This is a genomic window from Acetobacter sp. DsW_059, assembly GCF_002153695.1.
Taxonomy (GTDB): Bacteria; Pseudomonadota; Alphaproteobacteria; order Acetobacterales; family Acetobacteraceae; genus Acetobacter; species Acetobacter thailandicus.
The window spans coordinates 102,018-126,834 of the sequence record NZ_JOPI01000023.1 but is presented as its reverse complement, the minus strand read 5'-3'; the positions used below and the strand labels follow the sequence as shown (position 1 = coordinate 126,834).

20 protein-coding genes and 2 tRNA genes are annotated in these 24,817 nt (G+C 50.2%); 16 read left to right on the top strand and 6 right to left on the bottom strand.

Translation table 11 applies throughout. The features are described from left to right. Nucleotides 1-325 precede the first annotated feature (325 nt). The 5 genes from HK25_RS06145 (at nucleotide 326) to HK25_RS06125 (ending at nucleotide 5,747) form a co-directional block, all read left to right on the top strand. Nucleotides 326-961 (top strand): nucleoside triphosphate pyrophosphatase, encoded by a 636-nt coding sequence (locus HK25_RS06145; RefSeq protein ID WP_086553737.1) that lies wholly within the window; start codon nucleotides 326-328, stop codon nucleotides 959-961. Nucleotides 962-1,048: 87 nt separating this feature from the next. Further along, a tRNA-Ala gene (locus tag HK25_RS06140) sits at nucleotides 1,049-1,124 on the top strand. 271 nt (nucleotides 1,125-1,395) lie between these two features. Beyond that, nucleotides 1,396-3,849, top strand: a complete 2,454-nt coding sequence (locus HK25_RS06135; protein WP_086635637.1) for a TonB-dependent receptor — start codon at nucleotides 1,396-1,398, stop codon at nucleotides 3,847-3,849. A 12-nt stretch (nucleotides 3,850-3,861) separates the two neighbouring features. Next, nucleotides 3,862-4,983 carry a glycerophosphodiester phosphodiesterase gene (locus HK25_RS06130; RefSeq protein ID WP_086553735.1) on the top strand — a complete coding sequence of 374 codons (1,122 nt, stop codon included), beginning with the start codon at nucleotides 3,862-3,864 and terminating at the stop codon, nucleotides 4,981-4,983. Between the two features lie 74 nt (nucleotides 4,984-5,057). Further along, nucleotides 5,058-5,747, top strand: a complete 690-nt coding sequence (locus tag HK25_RS06125; protein ID WP_086635636.1) for a histidine phosphatase family protein — start codon at nucleotides 5,058-5,060, stop codon at nucleotides 5,745-5,747. Between the two features lie 23 nt (nucleotides 5,748-5,770). Here the strand turns inward: HK25_RS06125 and treF are convergent, their stop codons facing one another. Beyond that, nucleotides 5,771-7,924 (bottom strand): alpha,alpha-trehalase TreF, encoded by a 2,154-nt coding sequence (gene treF / locus HK25_RS06120; protein WP_233127720.1) that lies wholly within the window; start codon nucleotides 7,922-7,924, stop codon nucleotides 5,771-5,773. Nucleotides 7,925-8,116: 192 nt separating this feature from the next. Here treF and tldD point away from each other — a divergent pair, with 192 nt between their 5' ends. Together tldD and tyrS are read left to right on the top strand one after the other, a co-directional pair. Continuing rightward, nucleotides 8,117-9,574, top strand: a complete 1,458-nt coding sequence (gene tldD / locus HK25_RS06115) for a metalloprotease TldD (RefSeq protein ID WP_086635635.1) — start codon at nucleotides 8,117-8,119, stop codon at nucleotides 9,572-9,574. Nucleotides 9,575-9,655: 81 nt separating this feature from the next. After that, on the top strand, nucleotides 9,656-10,915 hold the full coding sequence (tyrS, locus tag HK25_RS06110; RefSeq protein WP_086635634.1) for a tyrosine--tRNA ligase: 1,260 nt from the start codon (nucleotides 9,656-9,658) through the stop codon (nucleotides 10,913-10,915). 35 nt (nucleotides 10,916-10,950) lie between these two features. On the opposite strand, the gene HK25_RS06105 is transcribed toward tyrS, so the two are convergent. Next, complete coding sequence (locus HK25_RS06105; RefSeq protein WP_233127719.1) at nucleotides 10,951-11,859, bottom strand: site-specific DNA-methyltransferase; 909 nt, start codon at nucleotides 11,857-11,859, stop codon at nucleotides 10,951-10,953. Nucleotides 11,860-12,080: 221 nt separating this feature from the next. Here HK25_RS06105 and HK25_RS06100 point away from each other — a divergent pair, with 221 nt between their 5' ends. After that, on the top strand, nucleotides 12,081-12,737 hold the full coding sequence (locus tag HK25_RS06100; protein WP_233127724.1) for a hypothetical protein: 657 nt from the start codon (nucleotides 12,081-12,083) through the stop codon (nucleotides 12,735-12,737). A gap of 9 nt (nucleotides 12,738-12,746) precedes the next feature. Here the strand turns inward: HK25_RS06100 and HK25_RS06095 are convergent, their stop codons facing one another. Further along, entirely contained in the window at nucleotides 12,747-13,214 is a 468-nt protein-coding gene (locus HK25_RS06095; RefSeq protein ID WP_086553730.1) for a methylated-DNA--[protein]-cysteine S-methyltransferase, read from the bottom strand. A gap of 153 nt (nucleotides 13,215-13,367) precedes the next feature. Between HK25_RS06095 and mnmE the strand changes: the two genes are divergently transcribed. The 6 genes from mnmE to HK25_RS06065 all read left to right on the top strand — a co-directional run bounded on the left by mnmE (nucleotide 13,368) and on the right by HK25_RS06065 (nucleotide 19,028). After that, nucleotides 13,368-14,690 (top strand): tRNA uridine-5-carboxymethylaminomethyl(34) synthesis GTPase MnmE, encoded by a 1,323-nt coding sequence (gene mnmE / locus HK25_RS06090; RefSeq protein ID WP_086635632.1) that lies wholly within the window; start codon nucleotides 13,368-13,370, stop codon nucleotides 14,688-14,690. 24 nt (nucleotides 14,691-14,714) lie between these two features. Next, nucleotides 14,715-16,586 (top strand): tRNA uridine-5-carboxymethylaminomethyl(34) synthesis enzyme MnmG, encoded by a 1,872-nt coding sequence (gene mnmG, locus HK25_RS06085; protein WP_086635631.1) that lies wholly within the window; start codon nucleotides 14,715-14,717, stop codon nucleotides 16,584-16,586. Beyond that, nucleotides 16,580-17,176, top strand: a complete 597-nt coding sequence (rsmG, locus tag HK25_RS06080) for a 16S rRNA (guanine(527)-N(7))-methyltransferase RsmG (protein ID WP_369824735.1) — start codon at nucleotides 16,580-16,582, stop codon at nucleotides 17,174-17,176. Before mnmG ends, rsmG begins: the two co-directional genes overlap by 7 nt. Nucleotide 17,177: 1 nt before the next feature. Beyond that, a complete protein-coding gene (locus tag HK25_RS06075) occupies nucleotides 17,178-17,960 on the top strand; it encodes a ParA family protein (protein ID WP_086635674.1) in 783 nt (260 codons plus the stop codon). Nucleotides 17,961-17,962: 2 nt separating this feature from the next. Continuing rightward, a complete protein-coding gene (locus HK25_RS06070; protein ID WP_086635629.1) occupies nucleotides 17,963-18,886 on the top strand; it encodes a ParB/RepB/Spo0J family partition protein in 924 nt (307 codons plus the stop codon). A gap of 66 nt (nucleotides 18,887-18,952) precedes the next feature. After that, nucleotides 18,953-19,028 (top strand) — tRNA-Lys (locus HK25_RS06065). A 32-nt stretch (nucleotides 19,029-19,060) separates the two neighbouring features. Here HK25_RS06065 and HK25_RS06060 read toward each other — a convergent pair. Then, on the bottom strand, nucleotides 19,061-19,960 hold the full coding sequence (locus tag HK25_RS06060) for a LysR family transcriptional regulator (RefSeq protein ID WP_086635628.1): 900 nt from the start codon (nucleotides 19,958-19,960) through the stop codon (nucleotides 19,061-19,063). Nucleotides 19,961-20,127: 167 nt separating this feature from the next. Between HK25_RS06060 and HK25_RS06055 the strand changes: the two genes are divergently transcribed. Further along, nucleotides 20,128-21,285 (top strand): iron-containing alcohol dehydrogenase, encoded by a 1,158-nt coding sequence (locus HK25_RS06055; protein WP_086635627.1) that lies wholly within the window; start codon nucleotides 20,128-20,130, stop codon nucleotides 21,283-21,285. Nucleotides 21,286-21,332: 47 nt separating this feature from the next. Further along, on the top strand, nucleotides 21,333-22,826 hold the full coding sequence (locus HK25_RS06050) for a CoA-acylating methylmalonate-semialdehyde dehydrogenase (protein ID WP_086635626.1): 1,494 nt from the start codon (nucleotides 21,333-21,335) through the stop codon (nucleotides 22,824-22,826). 75 nt (nucleotides 22,827-22,901) lie between these two features. Here the strand turns inward: HK25_RS06050 and HK25_RS06045 are convergent, their stop codons facing one another. Beyond that, on the bottom strand, nucleotides 22,902-23,402 hold the full coding sequence (locus tag HK25_RS06045) for a GAF domain-containing protein (protein WP_086635625.1): 501 nt from the start codon (nucleotides 23,400-23,402) through the stop codon (nucleotides 22,902-22,904). Nucleotides 23,403-23,490: 88 nt separating this feature from the next. After that, nucleotides 23,491-24,765: a phosphoribosylamine--glycine ligase gene (gene purD / locus HK25_RS06040; protein ID WP_086635624.1), complete on the bottom strand. Its 1,275-nt coding sequence runs from the start codon at nucleotides 24,763-24,765 to the stop codon at nucleotides 23,491-23,493. Nucleotides 24,766-24,817: the final 52 nt, after the last annotated feature.

The window sequence follows — 24,817 nt, the reverse complement described above, 5'->3', positions numbered from 1 at the left end:
TCCCTTAATATAAAAAAGAAAAGAAATTTTTGTGGAGTTTATAGGGTACTGTGGATGATGGGGTACCCACTATTCCAAAAATGTACCCCATCTTTCCCACAGTGTGTACAAGTTTTATGTAACTGGGAAATAGCCATTTTTTGAAGTTATCCAGAATTCTCCACAGAAGGGCTGTGTACAATTCACCGGTTTATGACTCCTGGTTGTTATTCACGGTACTCGGTACAATGAAGAAAGGAAGACCGTACAATCCACACGTACCCCAGCTATCAACTTTTTATACACAGCTCAGATTTCACGTCATACCGATAAGGGACTCGTTTCTATGATATTTTCACATTCAGCATCGACTCCTGAGCATAACGAACCTGCCAGGCTGATTTTAGGCAGCGGGTCTTCAGCCCGAAAACAACTTCTGACGCAGGCTGGGCTCTCCTTTTGTGTACATACAGCGCAGGTCGATGAGGATATTCTCAAGCTTGAGGGGATGAAGCAGGGCCTTTCCCCCTCGGCTGTTGCGTTGTCTCTGGCTGAAGCAAAAGCCACAGCGGTCGCGGCCTTGCATGAAGGATGTATAATTGGTGCGGACCAGATGCTGTCATGTGAGGGAGACTGTTATGATAAACCTGCAGGGCTGGCTGAGGCGCGTGACCAGCTTAAAGCACTGAGAGGCAGAACGCATACGCTGCATACTGCTGTAGCTTTATATATGGATGGCGCTGTGACCTGGCAGCATGTTACTCAGTCTCATCTGAGGATGCGTTTTTTTTCTGATGCATTTCTCGATGCTTACCTGGAGACAGAAGGGGAGCATTGCCTGCATTCGGTTGGGGCTTATCGGCTGGAGGGGCCAGGTCTGCAATTGTTTGAAAAGATAGATGGCGATTTTTTTTCTATACTTGGGCTGCCTCTCTTACCGCTGTTACAGGCGCTACGTGAAAGAGAAGTCATCTTTTCCTGAAAAAAGGGGCTTGCAAACGACTACAACTCCCTGTAACTGACAGTCATCAACTCTCCATTCCCAAATGTGAGAGCTTTATGACTGCACGGGGCCATAGCTCAGTTGGGAGAGCGCTTGAATGGCATTCAAGAGGTCGTCGGTTCGATCCCGATTGGCTCCACCAGTTTTTCAATCCTTTAAAAATAATAATATCACATAAAATAATAAACTAATTTTATTGTGATCTGTTATACATTGCATTCATTGTTTAATAGTAATGTTTTTTATTGTCATAAAACTGAAACAATAGAAAAAACATTTTTCTCCTTAATTGTGTTTATTTTAACACAAAGTGCCTGTTCTGAGGCGTTGTCATAAAACTATAACTCTTATTTGTAGCTTTTCATTTTTATGAATGAGGCAGGTTTCATTTCCTGCAAGGCTTAGCTTTTTCAATGCGTTTATCTTCATCGCCGTCTCTCCATCGTGCTGCGCTATGGCTGTTTTGCTCGCCACTGGCACTATCAGTCGCACACGCTGCGGGTAATACTCGTCATGTACATGCAACGCATACGACACATAACCGTTCGCAGGCTCAGGTAAAACCAGCAGCAGCCATGCCTCTGGTGGCCGGGGCGCCTCATCGCCAGGCCAGGCGTCGTGCTACACAGGTGGCTTCAGGTGGATCTGAACAGATTATTGCGACAGGTCGCCATACACGCTCTGAGCAGACGGTCGGGCACACAGAAATGCAGCGTATTTTACCAGGGATTAACCCGCTGAAGGCGTTGCAAATTCTTCCTGGTGTGGTTTTTAACAATGCCGATCCATGGGGTAATAACGAACAGAATATGTCTCTGTTCGTGCATGGGTTTAATCAGAGCCAGCTGGGTTTTACACTTGATGGTATTCCGCTGGGTGATCAGTCTTATGGTAACTATAACGGCCTTTCACCTCAGCGTGCAGCGATTAGTGAAAATATAGGCTCTGCTTCTGTGGCGACAGGGGCTGGTGCGCTTGGTACGGCTTCAACCAGTAATCTGGGCGGAACACTTGAGTTTACCACACAGGACCCTCTGCACCGTGCGGGTGGTCAGCTGAATCAGACTTTTGGCAGCTGGTCTACATTTCGTACATTTGCCCGTATTGATACCGGTGACTTTGGCAATGGTAACTCAGCATATGTATCCTGGGCCCGTCAGGACGCCCGTGCGTGGGACTTTGCCGGTCATCAGGGTGGTAACCAGGTTAACGCCAAGTTTGTGCATGAAGATAAGAAAAACAAAGTCACTGTGTTTTTCGACTGGTCCAATAAAGTTGAGCCTAATGAAGACGGCATTGTGATGCCTAATGGTGGCTCACTTTATGTGCGTCCTTTTATGTATCCTAATCTTAATCAGGCATTACAGTATTATAATTCATCAGAGTATAAACAGGCAGGTCTGAACTACCGCAACTATTATTCTGCGGCACAGCGTGAAGACTTCCTGATGTATACAAAATGGCACCATGATTTCAGTGAAAATTTAAAATGGGACACGAGTTTTTACTATCATCATGATCTTGGTGAAGGTGTGGTCGCAGGGCCGATCAGCGCTGCTGGTCTGCCTGCAATGTTTTCTTCATATTTTCCGGGACAGGATCTGAAAACAGTATTTGGTGGTTCTGGTATTGCGACCAGAACAACAGAGTACTGGGACAATCGTGGCGGCGTTATCAGCAATCTGAGTTATAAGCTTGGTCATCATCATATCGAACTGGGTGGCTGGTATGAGCGCAATAACAACACGCAGGCCCGTCGCTGGTATCCATTTAGCGCATCTGACCCCACGACACCTTATGACCGTCAGCATAATCCGTTAATTAAACAATATACCAACAATTTTTATACAAATACCTGGACCACACATTTGCAGGATAACTGGCAGGTTACTAAAAATTTCCTGTTAAATGCCGGATTTAAATCTGAGCTGGTTTATACCAATGGTACGCTGCCTGTTTCTGCTATCCCGGGTTCATTGTCACCTAAAACAGCGATAACAGTTCCTGGCGGTACAATTTCAACAGTTAAACCTTTCCTGCCCTCATTTGGTGCATTGTGGAATATTACAAAACATGAGCAGTGGTTTGCTAATATTCAGGAAAACGTAAGATCATTCCAGGCTGCTGGTTATGGTAATGCAACACCCTGGGGTGTAACCAGCCAGGAGGCATTTGAAGACTTCAAACGTCATGGTAAAGCTGAATCATCATGGACGTATGAAACAGGCCTGCGTACTAACCGACGTGTGCATTTTGGTCCTCTGACAAACATCAGTGGTCAGCTTGAATATTATCATGTTCATTTCTCAAACCGTTTGCTGGCAGTAGCATCAACACAAACTCTGTCTTCTATCGTAGGAAGTGCTACAACCCTGACAAACGTGGGGTCAGTAACCACCGACGGTATGGATTTCTCGTTCACCGCCCAGTTTGGTAACCATTTCTCATTCTATAACGCTCTTTCTTATAATAAGTCTGTTTATAACGATAATTATATAACCGGTTCGACCGTGGTGCATACGGCTGGCAGAAATGTTGCTGACGTGCCTAACTGGACTGAAAAATTTGTGGCTTCGACCCACTGGGGTAATTTCGATGCGCAGTTTGTGGGGGATGTTGTCGGTAAGCGTTATACAACGTTTACAAACGATCTTCATGCATCAGCTTATGCATTGTTTAGCCTGAACGCGGGTTATAATATTACAGGTATTCCTCATGTGCGTAATCTGCGCATTCAGGGAAATGTTACGAACCTGACGAATGAAAAAGGGTGGTCAACAATCAACGCAAACAATGCGTCTGGCCAGTATACGGCTTTCCCGATTGCACCACGCATGTATTTCCTTACAATTAGCAGCACATTCTGAGAGGGCGTGGCTATGGTTTCTTTTTCACGTCGTTCCTTACTGTGCGCTACTCTGGCAATGCCTGTCATTGCCAGAGGTTTTAAAGCCAGTTCAGCTCAGGCCACTCCGTCTTTAGCACCAAAGCCTCTGGTTTTTGCGCATCGTGGCTGTTCAGCACAAAGGCCTGAGCATACGCTGGGTTCATATGCAAAAGCGATTGCAGATGGAGCTGATTTTGTTGAGCCTGATCTTGTGCCGACAAAAGATGGTGTTCTGGTTTGCCGTCATGAAAGTAATATTGTAGAAACCAGTGATGTTGCGAGCCGGCCAGAGTTTGCAAACCGACGCCGGACAATGGTGATTGATGGCAGAGAGGAAAACGGATGGTTTACGACCGACTTTACTCTGGCTGAATTAAAAACTCTTCGTGCACGTGAGCGTTTGCCGCAATTACGCCCTCATAATACTCGTTATAACGGGCGCTTTGATATTCCTACTTTTGAGGAAATGATTGATTTTGTTGCAGCTGAATCTGCAGCGCGCGGACGGATTATTGGTATTATTCCTGAAGTAAAAAATTCAACGCATTTTCATGCTCTGGGGCTTGATCCTGAAACCAGATTTCTTGAAGTGATTGCGGCACATGATTATACACGTCAGGCACCACTTGAAGTGCAGTCTTTTGAAACAGGTAACCTGCATAAACTCAATAAGGCTGTAAAAGAGATTAACCCTCAGGCCAGAGTAATGTTTCTGATGGGTGAACGTAATCAGATACCACCTGATTTGCTGGCTAAAGGCGATAAAACCACTTTTGGGCAGCTGATGACACCAGAAGGCCTTAAGCATGTCAGAACGTATGCTGACGTAATTGGTCCGTCTCTCACTGATCTGATCCCGCGTGATGCTCACGGTGCATGGCAAAAGCCAACAACCCTGATTGATGATGCACATGCAGCAGGTTTACTGGTGCATGCCTACACCTGCCGCCCAGAGAATATTTGTCTGCCCCTTCAGCTCCGTAACAATGACGGGGATACAGCGCGCAATATTCCTGGTTCAGTTGCTGAAATGCGCCGTTATCTCGATATGGGGCTTGATGGTTTCTTTACTGATGACCCGGCTATTGGTCGTCAGGCCGTTGATGGTATTTAATCGTTTTATTACTTTGCCTGCTGAGAGGGGGCTTGCTACATAATCAGGGCTAATAGCACTATGGTGGTATAACCTTGAAAAAAAATGTATCAGCTCCCGCTCAGTTTAATCAGGGAAATTTCCTTGATACCCCCCAGCTGGCTTCGGGGATTACGCGCTTCTGGTTTATCAGGCATGCACTGGTTGAACAGAATGCGCGTATGAACCTTTATGGCACCCTTGATGTGCCATTATGCCCGGACACACTCATTGCGCAGCGTCCGATGTATGAAGCTCTCGCAGCACGCCTGCCGAGGGAGGCACACTGGCTGGTTACGCCTCTTTCACGCACCAGAAAAACAGCTGAAGCGATATGGGATGCAGGCTATGGTCCGGCGCATGCAGACGTTGAACCAGGCTTTATTGAACAAAATCTTGGAGAGTGGCAGGGAATGCCTCACAGTGATGTCACGGCTTATCTGCATATGCCGCCACATCCGTTCTGGCCTGTTTCAGCGACTGAGTCCCCCCCTGGTGGTGAGAGTATGGTCGAGGTGACTGCCCGTGCAGGTCGCGCTCTTGATCGCCTTTCGCACCAGTATGCGGGACAAAACATTATTGCGGTCAGTCATGGCGGAGCTATTCGTGCTGCTCTGTCACATGCATTGTCTGTTCATATAGAAACAGCCTTACATTTTTCAATTCAGAATTTGTCTGTGACTATTCTCGAACGTCTTGATGAAGGCTGGCGTGTTGTAACAGTTAATGAACTTCCCGGTATATAATATTGTTTTTAATACCTTCTCCATTAAGGAGAAGGGTCTTTAGAGTTCACTCTTTCCTGCGGTGGTGGTGGGTTTACGACCTGGGGGGATGGTTCAGTATGCAGAGCAGACAGAGGCATACCTTTAACAGGTGATTTTTCGGTAATAGAAATTTCCGGCCCTTTAGCGTTCCAGGCATCAACCGGAGGCAAAGGCTGCTGATCCGGCTGGTCTGCTAATGGATTTTTATCAAGAATATTACGCATTTTTTGCGGGTAGCGGTTCATAAGTCCCAGAAGTGTACCATTTGTCCAGCCAAACCCAATCTGCATCGGGTATTCTCCGCCTCCGGCACCACCTTTAGGGTTTATTTGTTCAGATACAACATCATATTTTTCGAGCAGAACACCACTTTTCTCATATGTTCCAATAACACGTTCCATCCAGCGCCGTGCAATTTCTTCTGCCAGTTTACTATGACCATATTGTTCAAGCCCCTTAATACTCATCCACTCATTAGGAGCCCAGCCATTAGGATAGTCCCACTGTTGTCCTGTTTCACGATCTGTTTGTGTTAAACCTCCTTTTTTCAGAAGGTGTTTTTCAATTGTTTCTGCAACGGCATCAGCTTGCTTTTGTGACGCCAGATGAAAAAAGAGAGGCACGGTTGTTGCAACAGATAAAATATCGCTTTGTTTTTTTGTCTGCCAGTTATAATCAAAATAAGCACCTTTCTGAGCATTCCATAAATACGTGTTAATAGCATTGGTAAGCTCAACAGCCTGTCTTGTGAAAAATGCTTCTTCTTCCTTATTGTTTTTAAGGGCGTAGGCATGAGCAAGAGTTTGCTCAAGATGTACCATAAGGCAGTTATATTCTATAATGACCAGTGATGTTGCCTGAATGGTTGAAAGTGTTTTGCCATCTGCCAGCCAGCGGGATGAATAATCCCAGCCTGTTTCAGCACCGGCTCTCAGATTTCGCCACAGGTCAGCTTTATCACGCTTTGTTTTTTCGGCTGTTTCAATATCCTGAATATAGCTTTCATCCCGGGGGGTATCCATATCGTCCCATGGGCGAAACATAATGCTTCCATCATCAAGTTTTACAACATGATGAGATGCGCTGCCGGGTTTCAGGTCAGCCATTCCTTTCGTCCAGTAGTCATATTCACGTCGCAATGCCGGAAGGAAAGTGGTGTATGTTATTTGTCCGTCATGACTTGCCAGAAGATCAAGCATAACCGAGAAAAACGGAGGCTGTGACCGGCCCATATAATATGTACGATTACCGTTAGGCATAAAGCCATAACGATCAATGAGAGAGGCAATATTTTTTACCATGTTACGCATCAGGTCGATATGCTGATCTTCATAAAGACCTATCATTGTAAAATATGTGTCCCAGTAATAACATTCCGAAAAACGCCCTCCGGGAACAATATAATCATTTGGCAAAGAGAGTAAGGATGACCAGGCAACAGGCTGATCTGCTTTGCGGGTTAAAACATCCCACATTCCACTTATATAATCTCTTACATTTTCATCAGGTTTTCGAGAATAGGATGCTGTTCGTAACACGGGCATAGTAAAATGTTTTGTTACGAATGTTTTCAGGTCAAAACCGGGTTTATCTTTTTCCTGTTTCCACAAAGCAACCAGAGAGTCAGGAGACTGGTCTGGTGTCGCATCAGAGGCAGATTTTGGATCTGTATAGATTTTGGCACGATGTATCGCAACAAAAAGATCTCCGAGTGAGACCGAAGGCGGTCTTAAATCCTGCGGTACAACCATCGGAGAAATAATGGGTGTTGCAGTCGCCTGGGGCGAAGGTAAGGGCAGTGACGGCTGTGCTGTTGTTGTATCTGCCGCAGCTGTCTGTGTCTCAGTTGTGCTTTCTTTAACTTCGTCAGATATGGCTGAAAGCCCGGCAGGTGCAGATAATGCAGCATGCTGAATTGCCGTTTCCGGAGCGGGGGCCTCAGCCCCTGTAGTCTGTTCAACAGTTGCAGGTGCTGCTGCGGGAGGTTCAGAGGGAAGGGCTGCATGTTCTATCGCCGTAGCCGGGGCAGAGGGCGTCTCTGTGGGTGCTGCCATAACGGGAGAATTTAATATTGCCAGAAGGGTGATGCACACAGAGCCTGTGGCTGACAGAGCGGAATAACTTATAAGGCTTTTTTTATGGTGCGATATGCTCATAGTCTGTTGTCTTCCCGGCAATAAAGTGTCTCTTCGCGGCATCAGAGTTATGGTGAAGAGAGTATGCACATCCTGGAGTAAAACGGGCAGAGTTTGGAAGGGTTTAATGTTCCCCCTGCACGCGCTATATTTTTTCGTAATCAGTGATGCTTTACAGTGTGTCGTTACGATCCTTATTCAGGAGTGTTAATCATGTCGTCTCATTCTTCAAGCCCCGGAGCTCTTGCTGTTACAGATGATCTGTTTTTCAGGCGTCCGGAGGCCCTTCTGGCACAGAATGAGGCCGAAAGTCTGACTCATTCTGCCCTGGATGGTATGGATGATGGTGAATTGTTTCTTGAGTATCGTGAAAGTGAAAGCATTTCGCTTGATGACGGAGTGATCCGCTCAGCGTCTTTTAATACCAGTTGTGGCTTTGGTTTACGCTCTGTTCTGGGGGAGGAAACCGGTTTTGCTCACTCAGATGACCTGAGTAAGACAGCACTGAAACGGGCAGCTGAAACGGTATCTGCGGTCAGGACAGGGCGGTCAGGGGTTATGACCCTGCCTCCACGCTCAACCAATACACGCCTCTATACCGACGCTAATCCGCTAGGTGAGAGTGATTTTGCAGCCCGCTCAGGGCTTTTGTCACAGATTGATGCCTATGCCCGTGGTAAGGATAGCCGCGTAGTGCAGGTTATGGTCTCATTGTCAGGTGAATGGCAGGCCGTGCAGATTATACGTGCTGATGGTTCACGTGTGGCTGATTTACGCCCGCTGGTGCGGCTGAATGTTTCTGTTGTCGCAGAGCAGAATGGCAAACGTGAAAGTGGTAGCCATGGTCTGGGAGGGCGTTATGAGATCAATCGCCTGCTGGAGGCTGAAACATGGCAGTCTGCTGCGGACGAAGCTCTGAGGCAGGCGCTGGTCGCTCTTGATGCGCGTCCGGCTCCGGCCGGAGAGATGGAGGTTGTTCTTGGTGCTGGCTGGCCTGGCATTTTGCTGCATGAAGCTGTGGGCCATGGTCTTGAAGGTGATTTTAACCGTAAAGGTACATCCGCTTTCGCCGGCATGATGGGTAAGCAGATTGCAGCTCCCGGTGTTACAGTTATTGATGATGGTTCACTTCCTGACCGGCGCGGCAGCCTGACTATCGACGATGAGGGCACACCAGCCGGCCGCACGGTGCTTATCGAGGATGGGATTCTCACAGGCTACCTCCAGGACCGTCAGAATGCCCGTCTCATGAATATGGCTCCGACGGGTAACGGTCGTCGTCAGTCTTATGCATATGTGCCTCTGCCACGTATGACCAATACGATTATGATGCCAGGCCAGGCTTCAGTTGATGACATGATCCGTTCGGTGAAGCGTGGTCTGTATGCCGTTCATTTTGGTGGCGGGCAGGTTGATATAACGTCAGGAAAATTTGTTTTCTCAGCATCTGAGGCATATCTGATCGAAGATGGTAAAGTAACTGCACCCGTTAAGGGGGCAACACTGATTGGCAGCGGTGCTGAGGCTATGAGACAGGTTTCTATGATCGGCAGTGATATGGCGCTTGATCCTGGTATTGGTGTCTGTGGAAAAGCCGGGCAGGGGGTTCCTGTAGGTGTAGGGCAGCCAACCCTGAAAATGACGGGGCTTACAGTAGGTGGTACAGCCTGATAACTGACACAGCCATAGGCCTGGCCAGGGCATGGTTTGTTAATATCAGCATGATGCAGCGCGACAGAATAAGGTAAGACAATGGTTGAGAACGGCTATAGCAGCTCTTTTATGCAGGAAGCTTCGGCTCGGGGTTTTATTTTCCAGTGCACAGACCCGCAGGCACTTGATGAAGCCATGGCAAAGGGGCCTGTGGCTGCGTATATAGGGTTTGACCCCACAGCTGACAGCCTGCATGTGGGCAGCCTTATTCAGATTATGATGCTGCGTTTGCTGCAAAAACATGGCCACAGGCCTGTGGCGCTGGTGGGTGGTGGTACAGCCCGTATTGGTGATCCGTCTTTCCGTGAAGAAGCACGCAGACTGATGACAGAGGACATCATTCAGTCCAATCTTGCCGGTATTGAGGGGTGTCTGCGGCAGTTTCTTCGCTTTGGTGAAAATACGTCTGATGTCAGGCTGGTCAATAATGCAGACTGGCTTGATAAGCTGGCTTATATCGACCTGCTACGTGATGTCGGAGTGCATTTCTCGATTAATCGTATGCTCGCATTTGACTCAGTTAAAAATCGTCTCGACCGCGATCAGGGGCTGACTTTCCTTGAGTTTAATTACTCGATCCTTCAGTCATATGATTTCCGTGAACTCAACCGTCGTCATGGTGTGACCCTGCAGCTTGGCGGATCAGACCAGTGGGGTAATATTGTCTCAGGTGTTGATCTGGTGCGTCGTACAGACCAGACGCAGGTCATGGGGCTAACAACACCGCTCCTGACCACGTCCTCCGGTGCTAAAATGGGTAAAACAGCGAACGGTGCCGTCTGGCTGTCAGAGGCGCGTTTACCGGTGTTCGATTACTGGCAGTTCTGGCGTAATGTGGAAGATGCTGACACAGGTCGCTTTCTGCGCCTCTTTACCGAACTGCCTCTGGATGAGTGTGAGCGTCTGGCTGCGTTTGAGGGCGCAGACATTAACGAAGCCAAGAAAATTCTGGCAACAGAGGCAACAGCATTGTGCCATGGCCGTGAGGCTGCCGAGGCTGCGGCTGAGGCCGCACGTAAGACTTTTGAGGAGGGTCAGCTTGTTGCAGATGATCTGCCCGTCTACACGGTCTCTGAAGCTGATCTGGCAGAGGGTATTCCTGTTTTCCGCCTGCTTGCTGAATCTGGTCTTGTTAAAACCAACGGTGAAGCCCGCCGCTTAATTCGCGGTGGTGGTGCACGGGTTAACATGGTTGCTGTGAAAGATGAAAATCAGCTGATTACGCATCAGGATACAGTTGATGGCGCAATTCGCCTCTCGTCAGGCAAAAAGCATCATATTCAGGTAAGAGTTGCCTGATTAAAGGCGTGTAGCCAGCAGAGCAGGGGGTAAAATTATCCCCTGCTATTTTTTTGTATGATTTGCTGGCGCCGGCTGAGTTTTCTGACCGGCATACCAGCCCTCCGGCTCTCTGCTATTGTGTTTATGCGCGCAACGCAGGTTTCAATATAATCAGCATCAATCTCAAAACCTGTGCCGTAGTGGCCCAGCTGTTCAGCTGCGGCAAGTGTCGTGCCAGACCCCAGGAAGGGATCAATAACGGTAAGATTGTCCCCTCCGTGCAGTTTCATGCAGCGTATGGGTAATTCTTCAGGGAAACTTGCCGGGTGATTAAATTTCTGTGTTTTTGAGAGGACTGTTTTGTAAGGGATGTGCCACACATTCCCTGCGCAGCGTTTATCGCGCGTATGACCCCAGCGGGAAATGTTAGATTTATCTTTAAAAGGCACGCCAACTGCCAGGCGGTCTATTGTATTTGTGCCTGTTTTTGTAAAATGAAAAATATGCTCATAATTATTGTTGAGAAAGCGTGGGCTGTTAATTGGTTTAAAATGGCCAAAACTTTCTTCATCAATGCTGATCGACTTTACCCATATAATGTTATTTTGCAGAATAAACTCATGCCTGAAAGCTGAGGCAATTTCGTGGGTAAGCCACGGATCTGCACCGGTGCCGCCGACATTGAGAAAAAACGATCCATCTTCTTTTAAAATACGATCAAGCTGCTCGCTCAGTCGTGCCAGCCATTTAAGGTATTGAAGGCGGGGCATTGTGTCATCATATGAGTTGTAGCTCAGGCCAATATTATAAGGCGGTGAGGTAATGATGATATCAGCACAGGCATCGGGCAGGCGTTTAATCTGTTTCAGGCAGTCTCCCTGCACAATAGTCTGCCGGCCAGCTGTTGTGACGTTACGTGAAAAACAGGCTGCCAGCATCTTCTCTGGTGCGGTGTGCGTCATGAAGCAGTTGCCTTTGGATTGACGTTTTTCTGAGCAGAGCAGACACTCAGAAATATGGTCTGCACAGGAGAAGACCCGCAGAGTCCATCTCCTCCTGGCTAGTACGCAATAAATGATGTTGTCAATGCGTTTTAGAGTTTTTGCGGGGGAACGGGGTGAAGGTAACCCGCCTTATCAGCGCCATGAGATTGCCTTCTTATTTCTGAAAAATATGGTTTTCCATGGCAGACGAACAGGAGCAGGACATGGGTAAAAAAGTCATTTTTAAAAATATAATGGCCTCTCTGGTGTTGCTGACATCGTCTGCTATGCCGCTGGTTTGTGCTTCTGCACATCCAGGTGGTGGCCCTGGCGGAGGCTTTCACGGTGGTGGCCCTGGCGGAGGCTTTCACGGTGGTGGCCCTGGTGGAGGTTTTCACGGCGGTGGTCCTGGTGGAGGTTTTCACGGTGGTGGTCCCCGGTGGGGAGGCCCCGGCCCTGGCTGGGGTGGTCCTCGATGGGGTGGTCCCGGCTGGGGCGGTCCACGGTGGGGAGGCCCTGGCTGGGGTGGTGGTTATGGCTGGAGCTGGGTTGGTCCTGGCTGGGGCTGGGGTGGCCCCGGCTGGGGTTGGGGCTGGGGCTGGCAAACGCCGTTTCTTGTCGGTTCCGCTGTAGGGCTGGTTGCCGGCGGGCTGGTCGCGGCATCTGCTATGCCGGTGGCAGACAGCTCTTATTATGCTGATCAGAGCTACTACGCGACGCCGGATTATTATGCGGGCAGCCCTGCGCCCGCGGCCTCAACCTATGCGCCTCCGGCTTATGCTGCCCCATCAGATGTTGTAAGGTGCAGTGCAGGGCGCGTTTTCAACTCAATGACGGAGAGCTGTGTGCCACGCTAAAGAGAGATTTTATTTTTTAGCAAAGGGGAGGGTGGCCTCTTCAAGTTCCAGGAGCCAGAGTTTATCATCAATGCCACCATCCCCTGAATAGCCTCCTGGATGCGTTGAACTAACGATACGATGGCAGGGAATAAGAATAGGAATGGGGTTGCGCCCCACGGCCTGTCCGGCAGAGCGCGGGCTACCACCGGCACGCTCTGCCAGTTCTTTATAGGTTATGACTGTTCCGACCGGGATATCACATAATGCAGCCCATATTTTCTTCTGATAGACGGTGCCAAAAGGTTCCAGAGGCAAAGGGAAGGGCTTTGCTGTTTTCGGGTCATCAAACCACTGATCAAGCCAGTCACGTGCTTCGCAGAGCTGTGGGTTTTCAGTCTGGTCACGACCCCACCCCCAGTCGAGAGAGATAAGCTTACCATCCTCCTCAGTGAGGGTGAGTGGCCCAAGGGGGGAGTGAAGAGAGAGCTGAGGCATCAGAGATATCCTGTGTAAGACGGAGCGAGGCCTGTAAGGCAGAGTATTTATTGGGTATCTTATACCGCCTGGTCAGATTTTATGTTGCTTTTTTGGCCTCCGGAATAGATGAACGGTGCAGTGACGGGCCTGTAGAAGAGGATGAAGCAAAATATGGCTTATCAGCATAACGAAACCATTTTTGCTCTGTCTACAGGGCTTGAGCGTGCAGCTATAGCGGTTATGCGTGTCAGCGGGGCAGGGAGTGCTGTTTTGCTTCAGCAGTTATGCGGCACGTTGCCGGCACCCAGGCGCGCTGTGTTGCGGCGTGTCTGGCGTGACAGCGCTGTGAAGGATAACCTGCTCGATGAAGCTGTTGTAATCTGGTTTCCTGGCCCGGAGAGTTATACCGGGGAGGATGGGTTTGAGCTTCATCTTCATGCCGGGCCTGCTATTATCAGTGCGGTAGCTGAAGCCCTTGTGCAGAGTGGTGCAAGACCTGCCGAGCCGGGTGAATTTACACGCAGAGCGTTTACTAACGGACGGATGGATCTGGTCGAGGCGGAGGGGATTGCTGACCTTATAGCCGCTGAAACAGAAAGTCAGCGTAAACTGGCTCTGGCGCAGTCAGATGGTGCTTTGAGCAAATTGTATCAGAACTGGCGCGAACGTCTGAAATACATTCTGGCTTATCAGGAAGCGCTTATTGATTTTCCTGATGAGAATCTGCCACAGGAAACAGAGCAGAAATTAACAGATGAGATCAGTAACCTGATTGCAGAAATGCAAAGCCATTTGCAGGATGGTGAAAAAGGGGAGCGTATTCGTCGGGGTGTCGTGTTTGCTATTGCCGGGCCACCTAATGCAGGCAAATCCAGCCTGCTTAACTGGCTGGCTGAACGCGATGCGGCGATTGTTTCTTCAGTAGAGGGCACAACGCGCGATGCAATTGAGGTTGGGGGCACACTGGCAGGTGTGCGCGTGACTTTTATCGATACAGCTGGTTTGCGTGAAACTGAGGATATTATTGAGGCTGAAGGGGTCAGGCGGGCACTGTTTCACGTGAAACATGCAGATTGTGTTTTGCAGATGTTCCCCGGAGCGACTATACCAGAAGAGGTTTTTCCTGATGCCATACTGATAGGGAATAAAGCTGATCTGTTCCCGGTTCCCTCAGAGGTTCATGGGCATGAAGTGATCCCCGTCAGCCTGAAAACAGGAGAGGGGTTGAAGGCCCTGCGGCATGTTCTGGAGCGTAAGGTTGAAAGCCTGACAGCCCGCCTGCCAGGGAGCGCCCCGTTGCTGACGCGTGCCCGGCATCGTGCTGGTGTACAGGAGGCACAGCAGAATCTGGCTGCAGCGCTTGAGCAGCAGTGGCCGGAGCTGCGGGGTGAAGAAATTCGGCTTGCTATGCGTGCTCTGGGCCGTATTACAGGTCTGGTTGGAGTTGAAGATGTGCTTGATGCGATATTTGGGCAGTTTTGTATTGGAAAATAATTGCGGTGAAAAAGGCCTGATGTGGTGACTCAGCGTTATGATGTGATTGTTGTTGGTGGCGGGCATGCTGGCTGTGAAGCTGCCGCGGCTGCTGCACGGTGTGGTGCGCATACACTGTTGCTGACCCATAAAAAAAGCACGGTTGGTGCCATGTCGTGCAACCCCGCTATCGGAGGTATCGGTAAAGGGCATCTGGTGCGTGAGATTGATGCGCTTGATGGTATTATGGCACGTGCTGCTGACCGTGCGGGCATTCATTTCAAATTGCTTAACCGCTCCAAGGGGCCTGCTGTGCAGGGGCCACGGGCTCAGGCTGATCGTTTTTTATATCGTCAGGCTATCCAGGAGCTTCTGGCTGAAACTTCGGGTCTTGAGTGCAGAGAAGGTGCCGCCGGCGACCTCCTGACCAATGAACGGGGTGAAGTGACAGGTGTGATCTGTGAAGATGGTACACGTTATGATGCGGGTGCTGTCGTGCTGACTACAGGCACGTTTCTTGGTGGTGTTATTCATATTGGTCATCACTCAGAGCCCGCTGGCCGTACAGGTGAAAAACCTTCAGTGGCTCTGGCTGAATGGCTGAGGAACCTTGGGGTGGCAATCAGCCGGCTCAAGACAGGTACCCCGGCCCGCCTGTTGCGGAGTTCAATCGACTGGGCGGCTCTGGCTGAAGATAAAGGTGATGAAACACCAGAATGCTTCAGTCGTCTGACACAGTCCATCACAAACCCACAGATGGTTTGTGCGATCACGGCTACGACTGAAAAAACACACGCGATTATTAATAAACATCTGCATCTTTCAGCCGTTTATGGTGGTGCCATTTCAGGTAAGGGGCCGCGTTACTGTCCGTCAATTGAGGATAAGGTTGTCAGATTTTCTGAAAAAAACAGCCATCAGATTTTTCTTGAACCGGAAGCCTTGCCCGATCATGAAGGCGGGCATCTTGTTTATCCTAATGGTATTTCAACCAGTCTTCCTGCCGATGTGCAGGAGGAGATGATTCACACAATTCCTGGTCTTGAGCGTGCGGTGATTGTACAGCCTGGCTATGCGGTTGAGTATGATTATGTAGACCCGCGTGAGCTGACGACCTCTCTTGAGTTGAGAAAATGCCCTAATCTGTTCCTTGCCGGGCAGATCAACGGAACAACAGGCTATGAAGAAGCCGGTGCTCAGGGTCTGCTGGCTGGAGTAAACGCGGCGCGCAAAGCCGGCGGGCAGGCTGCTGTTACGCTTGATCGTGGTAAAGCATATATTGGTGTGATGATTGATGACCTGACGACACAGGGTGTCAGTGAGCCATATCGTATGTTTACATCGCGTGCTGAGTATCGTCTGACCTTACGTGCTGATAATGCTGACATGCGCCTGACCCGCACCGGTGTGGAGTGGGGGTGTGTTGGTGCTGAACGTCAGGCTGTGTTTGAAAGTGACTGTAAGGCTATTAATGAACTGACCCTGCGTGCAGAGCAGGAAAGCTGGCCTGCTCACATTCTTGCACAGTCAGGCGTCAGAGTGGCGCAGGATGGACGGCGCAGAACATTGCTGGATGTTCTTGGTTACGGCACGGATGAGGATGTGGTTGAAAAGTTAGCGCCCTGGCTGGCGACGGTGCCGCCAAGAGCGTTTCAGCATGTTCGTACCGAAGCCCGTTATAAAGGTTATCTGGTCAGGCAGAAGCGAGAAATTAAGCAGCTTGAAGCTGATGGTGAAATACGCTTTCCTGCACAGATGGATTTTGGTGCTATTGGTGGCCTGAGTGCAGAAATGAAAGAGCGTCTTGAACAGGCTCGCCCGGAGAGCTTCAGTGCCGCTCAGAGAATCCCGGGTATGACACCCTCCGCTCTTGTGGCGTTGCTTGTTCACGTTCGTCAGCGCGTGGCAGTATCATGAAGTCTGGTAACAGCATCTCTGTTTCACGTGAAACAGAAGAACGCCTGAAGTGTTTTGTCGAGCTTTTGCTGAAGTGGAACCCGCGTATTAACCTGGTCTCACCCAAAGATATCCATCAGGTGTGGGAGCGACATGTGCAGGATAGTCTGCAGATTGTGCCTCTGCTTGCCGGAGCGGAAAGTTTTACAGATCTGGGTTCAGGGGGTGGCTTTCCGGGTGTCGTTGCCGCGATTGCAACCGGTATTCCGGCAACGCTTGTTGAGTCTGACCAGCGCAAAGCAGTTTTCCTGCGTGAAGCTGCCCGCCTGACCGAAGCTCCGGTTACGGTGCTGGCTGAACGTATTGAGAAAGTGGATATTACCCCGGCAGATGTGGTGACAGCCCGCGCCCTTGCCGCACTGCCAAAGTTGCTTGAGTGGACAGCGCCACTTTTAAAAAAAGAAGGCCGGGCAGTTTTTCTTAAAGGTCAGAACGCTATCAATGAAATTAAAGATGCTGAGTCGTTCTGGCAGATGACTATTCGCTGTCACCCTGGTATGACAGGGCATGACGGATTGATTTTGGAAGTGAGCAATCTTAAACGTGTCTGATATGAACAAAAAAAACGGCAAATGCTTCATTCTGGCCGTTGCAAATCAGAAGGGTGGTGTTGGTAAAACCACAACCGCCATTAACCTGGCTGCAGCTCTGGCTGAGGCTGGCAAAAAAGTCGTTCTGATTGATATGGACCCACAGGGTAACGCTTCAACGGGGCTGGGTGTTGGATATGACGCCCGGCAGGGGGGAGCTTACACACTGCTGATGCATGAAAAGCCCGCGGAAGAATTGCTACAGCCTACAGAGATTGAAGGTCTGTCAGTGATTGCAGCTAATACTGAGCTGGTCGGCGCTGAAATTGAACTGGTTGATGCGGACGAGCGTGAAAATCGTCTGATGTCTGCTGTGCAGCCCCTGACCGGGCAGATGGACTATATTATTATTGACTGCCCGCCTAGCCTCAGCCTGCTGACACTTAATGCTCTGGTTGCCGCTAATGGTGTTCTGGCGCCATTGCAGTGTGAATTTTTCGCACTCGAAGGGCTGGGGCACCTGGTTAAAACGATTGATCGTGTTCAGAAAAAACTGAATCCTGACCTGCGTATAACCGGCATTGTGCTGACAATGTATGACCGTCGTAATAATCTCTCTGAGCTGGTCGGTGCTGACGCCCGTAGCTTCTTTGGTGATGATGTTCTTGAAACTGTAATTCCGCGTAACATTCGCATTTCAGAAGCGCAGAGTTATGGTCAGCCTGTGATGATTTATGACCCAAAAGCGAGTGGTGCAGCATCTTATCGTGCTCTGGCTGCGGAAGTTAGTAAAAGGACGGCATAATAATGTCTCGTAAACCTCAGATGCGTCCTAAACTTGGGCGTGGCCTTGCAGCTCTTTTAGGTGATACAGCCCCTCCGGTTATGACGCGTTCTGAAGGCGAGGCAGTGACACAACAAAACGCAGCTCCTGTTGTGTCTGCCCCGGCAAGTGTGTTGCCGGTAGAAATGCTTGAGCCTGGCCCTTTTCAGCCACGCCAGCATATCGATCCGGATGCCCTGCAGGAACTTGCTGAATCTATTCGTCTGCGTGGTATTCTTCAGCCCATTCTGGTCAGGCCTAATCCTGATAAAGAGGGTTATTATCAGATTGTCGCGGGTGAGCGTCGCTGGCGTGCAGCACAACTGGCGCAATGTCATACCGTACCGGTTCATGTGCGCGACCTTGATGCTGTCAGCGCAATGGCTGCAGCTCTGGTCGAAAACCTGCAGCGTGCAGATCTGAACCCGATTGAAGAAGCTGAGGGTTTTAGCCGCCTTATAGAGGATTATAGTCTGACGCAGGATGAACTTGCGCTGGCTATTGGCAAATCTCGCCCTCATATTGCTAATACACTACGCCTGCTGCGCTTGCCTGAACTGGTCAGAAAAAAAGTTGGCGGTGGTGTTCTTTCAGCTGGTCATGCTAGGGCCTTGCTGACACACCCTGACCCAGCTGCCGGGGCGGAATATGTGCTTGAAAAAGCGCTCTCAGTAAGACAGACCGAGGCTTATGTTCAGGCTGTTCTTGAGCAGGGGGATAAGCCGTCTGCGAAAAAACCGGAAAAAAAAGAAAAGAATCCGGAGATTGTAGCTCTTGAGCGCGATCTTGCTCATCGTCTTGGCCTTAATGTGACGGTCAATTTTGACGGTCAGAAAAAAGGCTCACTGGAGATCCATTATAAAAGTCTTGATCAGCTGGATGCTGTTCTGGCGTTGCTCAAGGCCTGAATTTCTGTCTTGTATTTGGCAGGGGAGAATGATAAAAAATTCTCCACTTACAGTTAAATACTGTGAGGGCGCATAGCTCAGTTGGTAGAGCAGCTGACTCTTAATCAGCGGGTCCAAGGTTCGAGCCCTTGTGCGCCCACCATATCAGGAAAATAAAGTGGTTTCTCTCTTTCATCAGGAAAGAAAGCACTCTTTTTCTTTTTCAACTTCCTGACGTATAAAATCACAAAGATATTTTATGCGAGGCACGTTTTGTTCGTCTGCCCGCAGATTAAGCCAGTAATGTCGCTGTATTTTAAGCTCATCTGGTAAAACCCTTACCAGATCCGGGCAGCCTGCTGCCACAAAGGCGGGCAGGGCAGACAGGCAAACGCCCGAGCGTACAGCGGCCATCTGTGCCTGCACGCTTGAGTTCTGAATACGTACCATGCGACGTGAAACACCCAGCTCCTCCAGGTAGTCAAGCTCACGCATAAAAATCATCTCATCAACATAGCCTGCAAAAAGATGGTCAGAGATATCAGATGGCTTTCTGATAGGTTTTTCACGTGAGAGATAATCTCTGGTTGCATAAATGCCGAGGGTATAGGCTGTGAGTTTCTCGCAGATAAAACGGTTGTCAGAGGATGGAGTGACCGTAACAGCAATGTCAGCCTGCCGGCGGGAGAGCGCAATAATCTGTTGAATAGTCAGAAGTTCGACAGTTAATGTCGGGTGGCTGCTCAACAGGCTTGCGATACGCCGGGCAAGAAAGAAGTTTGAGAACCCCTCAAGTGAGCTGATGCGTACTATACCGGCAAGCCCGCTGGCAGGGCTGTTAGCCTGTGGAATCTGAAGTGCTTTCTGGTCAATTTCTTCTGCTACAGCAAGCAGGTCTTCGCCATATCGTGTCAGGGCGTAACCGCGCTGGTGCCGTTCGAACAGTATTTTCCCGACAGATTCCTCAAGTGAGGTAATGTGCCTGGCCACAGTTACGTGATCAACGCCCATTAAACGGCCTGCTTCTGACAGTGACCCGGAGCGGGCGACAGCAAGAAAAAACTGCAGATTTCTCCAGTCCAGGCCGCGTTTCATAGCGTTTTGCTCCTTTGGTTTTATGGCCTCTGTGCAAAAACACACAGGGGATGCAGAAAAATACCAGGTTTTCTTCGTAGTTATTTTGCACCCTGATAGTCAGCATAAGAAAACAAAAAAGAGAAAGGAACACCTCCGGGTGTAACCTTTCCGCCAGGAGCAAACGTATGACAGCTCTTTTTTTACCTTCGCTCGTGCGTATCGGGGGAGGCGCTCTGAATGAGTTGCCAGTCGCTCTGCAGCAGGCTGGTCTGAACGCCCCCTTTATTATTACTGACCAGTTCATGGTTAAAACCGGGGTGCTCGGGCGTGTGGTGACCTGCCTTGAGCAGCAGGGCATCTGTGCCGGCTCATTTGGTGACGCTGTGCCAGACCCGACAGTCACTTCGGTTTATAATGCTCTTAAAGCACTCAAATCAGGTCATTATGACTGTGTTATTGGCCTGGGTGGTGGCAGCCCGATTGATACTGCCAAGATGGTTGCTGTACTTGCCAGGCACGGTAGCTCACCTGCGGTACTCAAAGTGCCACATATTCAAAATGAACCCGGTTTACCGGTTATTGCCATTCCGACTACAGCAGGGACAGGGTCAGAGGCTACAAAAGTCACGGTGATAACAGACGAAAAAACCGACGAGAAAATGCTCTGCTCCGGTTATGCCTATCTGCCGCGAATTGCCATCGTTGACTATGAACTTACGCTGACAATGCCGCGCCGCCTGACAGCAGATACAGGGCTTGATGCTCTGACACATGCGATAGAGGCTTATGTGTCACAACGTGCCTCAGCCTTTACAGATGGCCTTGCTCTCTCGGCGATGAGACGTATCTGGCACGCTCTGCCTGTGGCCTGCTCAGATCCTGGCAATCGCTATGCCAGAGAGCAGATGATGCAGGGAGCCTTTGAGGCAGGTATGGCGTTTTCTAATGCCTCTGTTGCTTTAGTGCATGGTATGAGCCGCCCCATAGGTGCACATTTTCACGTGGCGCATGGTCTCTCGAATGCGATGCTTTTGCCAGAGATCACAGCCTGGTCATGTAGTGGTGCACCAGAGCGTTATGCAGCCTGCGCAAAAATTATGGGTATTGCATCTTCTTCTGCAGATGAGACAGCGGCCTGCGCAGCGCTCGTTAACGCATTGCGAGCTATAAGCCAGGAGCTGGATGTGCCTGCACCAGCAGCCTGCGGCATTGATAAAGAACGCTGGTATGCTCTGATCCCTCAGATGGCTGAACAGGCTCTGGCCTCAGGCTCTCCCGCTGATAACCCGCGCGTTCCGGACCACAGCGAGATATCGCGCCTTTATGAGGCCATATGGCGCTGAAGAGCATCCATTCGAAATTCATAAAAACAACAATAAGGCATAAAATAATGAATATTGTACCCCATGTCATTAACGGGCAGCACACGCCGGGACAGAATAAAAACCATAGTGATATTATCAACCCTGCAACGGGTGAGCGTTTGAATAAAGTTGTGCTTGGCACCGCCGATGATCTGGATGTCGCTGTAGCTGCTGCACAGGCGGCTTTTCCGGCCTGGGCAGATACACCGCCGCTCACAAGAGCGCGTATTCTGTTCAGAGCCCGTGACCTGCTTGAAAAACATATTGAGAAATTTGCAGCTGTTATCACTGCTGAGCATGGCAAAACGCTCTCAGATGCCAAAGGCGAGATCATGCGCGGGCTTGAGGTTGTAGAGTTTGCAACCGGCGTGCCTGAGCTATTAAAAGGGGAGTATACCGGGCAGGTCAGCCGTGGCATTGACGCCTGGACCATGCGTCAGCCTCTGGGGATTGCCGCAGGGATCACTCCCTTCAATTTTCCGGTTATGGTGCCGTTGTGGATGGCCCCGGTCGCACTTGCAACGGGCAACTGCTTTATTCTTAAACCTTCAGAGCGTGACCCGTCAGCTTCCGTTTTTCTGGCTGATCTTTTTAAAGAGGCTGGCTTGCCTGATGGTGTGTTTCAGGTTGTGCATGGTGATAAGGATATGGTGAACGCTATTCTGAAACACCCTGGCATTGCCGCTGTCAGCTTTGTTGGTTCGACCCCGGTGGCTAAATATATTTATGCAACTGGTACCGCTCATGGCAAACGGGTGCAGGCTCTGGGCGGAGCAAAAAATCATGCTGTTGTTATGCCTGACTGCGACCTTGAGAAAACAGTCGATGCTTTGATTGGTGCTGCTTATGGCTCGGCAGGTGAGCGGTGTATGGCTGTGTCTGTTGCTGTGGCGGTTGAGCCTGTGGCAGATCGCCTTGTTGAAGAGCTGGGTAAAAAAGTCAAAACGATTGTCATAGGTGAGGGTACCAATACCAGAACTGAGATGGGGCCTCTTATTACCGCGCAGCATAAGGTTCGGGTCGAAACGCTCATTAATTCAGGTGTTGATCAGGGGGCAACGCTGGTCGTTGACGGGCGTAATGTGAGTGTCAAAGGGTTTGAAAAAGGTTTCTTTACCGGTGGCACGCTGTTTGATCACGTGACACCCGAGATGGATATTTATAAAGAAGAAATCTTCGGACCTGTGTTGTGCGTCGTGCGTGTGCCAGATTTTGAGGCTGCACTAAAGCTGACAAATGACAGTCCGTTTGGTAACGGCACCGCTATTTTTACCCGCGATGGTGATGCCGCACGCACATTCACACAGAGGGTCAATGTGGGAATGGTGGGTGTGAATGTCCCGCTTCCGGTTCCTATGGCGTTTCATTCTTTTGGCGGCTGGAAAGATTCTTTGTTTGGTGATTACCACATGCACGGCCCGGAGGGTGTGCGTTTCTTTACGCGGCTTAAAGCTGTGACGCAGCGCTGGCCAGCGGGAATAAGGTCAGGGGCTGAATTTGTGATGCCAACACTGGGCTAGCCACTTTACAATAATAAACCCGCCACAGGAAAAAATCCCGTGGCGGGTTTTGTTATGGCAAAAGAGTAAGGTTTTTCAGGCAGAGCCAGAAAGCCATTTCAGATCGTCGGTGCTAATGGTGTGCACCAGGCGTGCCACAACCGCTTCAAGCAGAGTTTGCTCCTGCTGTGTGAAACGTTTTTTCAGCGGGCTGTCGAGGTCAAGCACACCAATAAGCTGACCGTCTTTAATCACCGGTACTACAATTTCAGAGGCTGATGCTGCATCGCAGGCAATATGCCCCGGAAAGCTGTGTACATCATCAACCAGAAACGTTTTACGTTCCTGCGCCGCAGAGCCACAAACTCCTTTACCCAGGGCAATACGTGTGCAGGCCACACGCCCCTGAAACGGACCAAGAACCAGTTCGCCGCGCCGGTGCAGATAAAACCCGGCCCAGTTGAGGTCTGGCAGAGCTTCAAAAATCAGGGCCGACACATTGGCTAAAGTCGCAATCAGGTCGTTCTCGCTCTCAGTTATGCCGGTCACGGCAGAGAGCAGATCCTCAGGTGTAAGGTGATGGGTGGGCGCACTCATAAACGGCAGGCACCTTTCAGGCAATGTGTGCCACGGCCGGGCTTACGAAGCTGATGACCGTGGTGCGAAGGAAGAGGGGCGGAGGGCTTTAGCTTTCGAGTGCGCGGGCACCAATATCAGTGCGCCACTGTGCGCCTTTCCAGCTGATTTTCTTTACACCGGCATAGGCTTTGTCACGGGCTTCACGCACCGTGTCACCCAGGGCGCAAACCGACAGCACACGACCACCAGCGACAACCAGGTCGCCTTCATCATTTGTCTTTGTGCCAGCCTGAAAGACCTGAACACCTTGCAGAGCAGCGGCTGCATCCACACCACTGATAACGGCACCAGTGACGGGTTTTTCAGGGTAGCCCTCAGCAGCCATCACCAGGCTGACAGCAGCTTTGTCTGAGAAGGTGATGGAGGCTGTTTCAAGCGTACCATCAGCCAGAGCTTTCAGAGCAGGCAGCAGGTCAGAGGTCAGGCGAATAAGCAGTGCCTGTGCTTCTGGGTCGCCAAAGCGCACGTTATATTCAATCAGTTGCGGGCCGGTTTTTGTCAGCATCAGGCCGGCGAAGATAACCCCACGGAAGGAGATGCCACGGCGCAGCATTTCATGCAGCATCGGACGAACCAGCAGGTCGAGCGCTTTTTCCTGGTCTTCACGGCTAAACCCGCGGGGTGGGGAAACAGCACCCATGCCACCTGTGTTGGGGCCGGTATCATTATCTCCAATACGTTTATGGTCCTGCGCAGCTCCGATCAGCACAGCTTTATCGCCGGAGCAAAACGCGAAAAGAGAGACTTCTTCGCCCTCAAGGCAGTCTTCAATGACGATATGACGACCAGCGTCACCCATTGAGCCTTCGTTGAGCATCTGACGAATAGCATCTTCAGCTTCACTCAGAGTCTGAGCAACAACCACGCCTTTACCTGCAGCCAGTCCGTCCGCTTTGATAACAATAGGGGCACCTCGTTCACGCACATAGGTGATGGCTTTATCTGCATTCGTAAAATATTCGCCCTGCGCTGTCGGGATGCTGGCTGCATAGCAGATTTCTTTAGTGAATTTCTTGCTGCCTTCCAGCTGCGCTGCGGCACGTGTCGGGCCGGCACAGGCAATCTCTGCTTTGGCGCAGGCATCGGCCAGGCCAGCAACCAGCGGCGCTTCAGGGCCAGGCACAACGAGGTCAATGTTGTTTTCTCTGGCAAAGGCAATCAGAGCTGGCACATCATCTGCTTTAATGGCAACATTGGTGCCGATATCAGCCGTACCAGGGTTGCCTGGTGCAATAAACAGGGCTGCCAGCTGAGGCGAGCGGGCAAGTGTTGCGGCCAGCGCATGTTCACGCCCGCCTGATCCGACCAGTAATACCCGCATTATTTTTCTCCCATATCTTTTGTTGTCAGCTCTTTCAGGTCTGGCGTCTGTA

What these genes read in the sequence shown, in the direction of transcription:
- HK25_RS06130 (WP_086553735.1), top strand. Translation starts at nt 3,862, where the DNA reads ATGGTTTCTTTTTCACGTCGTTCCTTACTGTGCGCTACTCTGGCAATG.
- HK25_RS06095 (WP_086553730.1), bottom strand. Translation starts at nt 13,214, where the DNA reads ATGCCTCAGCTCTCTCTTCACTCCCCCCTTGGGCCACTCACCCTCACT.
- HK25_RS06105 (WP_233127719.1), bottom strand. Translation starts at nt 11,859, where the DNA reads ATGACGCACACCGCACCAGAGAAGATGCTGGCAGCCTGTTTTTCACGT.
- HK25_RS06045 (WP_086635625.1), bottom strand. Translation starts at nt 23,402, where the DNA reads ATGAGTGCGCCCACCCATCACCTTACACCTGAGGATCTGCTCTCTGCC.
- tyrS (WP_086635634.1), top strand. Translation starts at nt 9,656, where the DNA reads ATGGTTGAGAACGGCTATAGCAGCTCTTTTATGCAGGAAGCTTCGGCT.
- HK25_RS06100 (WP_233127724.1), top strand. Translation starts at nt 12,081, where the DNA reads ATGGCAGACGAACAGGAGCAGGACATGGGTAAAAAAGTCATTTTTAAA.
- tldD (WP_086635635.1), top strand. Translation starts at nt 8,117, where the DNA reads ATGTCGTCTCATTCTTCAAGCCCCGGAGCTCTTGCTGTTACAGATGAT.
- HK25_RS06050 (WP_086635626.1), top strand. Translation starts at nt 21,333, where the DNA reads ATGAATATTGTACCCCATGTCATTAACGGGCAGCACACGCCGGGACAG.
- HK25_RS06070 (WP_086635629.1), top strand. Translation starts at nt 17,963, where the DNA reads ATGTCTCGTAAACCTCAGATGCGTCCTAAACTTGGGCGTGGCCTTGCA.
- HK25_RS06060 (WP_086635628.1), bottom strand. Translation starts at nt 19,960, where the DNA reads ATGAAACGCGGCCTGGACTGGAGAAATCTGCAGTTTTTTCTTGCTGTC.
- HK25_RS06075 (WP_086635674.1), top strand. Translation starts at nt 17,178, where the DNA reads ATGAACAAAAAAAACGGCAAATGCTTCATTCTGGCCGTTGCAAATCAG.
- purD (WP_086635624.1), bottom strand. Translation starts at nt 24,765, where the DNA reads ATGCGGGTATTACTGGTCGGATCAGGCGGGCGTGAACATGCGCTGGCC.
- HK25_RS06135 (WP_086635637.1), top strand. Translation starts at nt 1,396, where the DNA reads ATGCGTTTATCTTCATCGCCGTCTCTCCATCGTGCTGCGCTATGGCTG.
- mnmE (WP_086635632.1), top strand. Translation starts at nt 13,368, where the DNA reads ATGGCTTATCAGCATAACGAAACCATTTTTGCTCTGTCTACAGGGCTT.
- HK25_RS06055 (WP_086635627.1), top strand. Translation starts at nt 20,128, where the DNA reads ATGACAGCTCTTTTTTTACCTTCGCTCGTGCGTATCGGGGGAGGCGCT.
- HK25_RS06145 (WP_086553737.1), top strand. Translation starts at nt 326, where the DNA reads ATGATATTTTCACATTCAGCATCGACTCCTGAGCATAACGAACCTGCC.
- treF (WP_233127720.1), bottom strand. Translation starts at nt 7,924, where the DNA reads ATGAGCATATCGCACCATAAAAAAAGCCTTATAAGTTATTCCGCTCTG.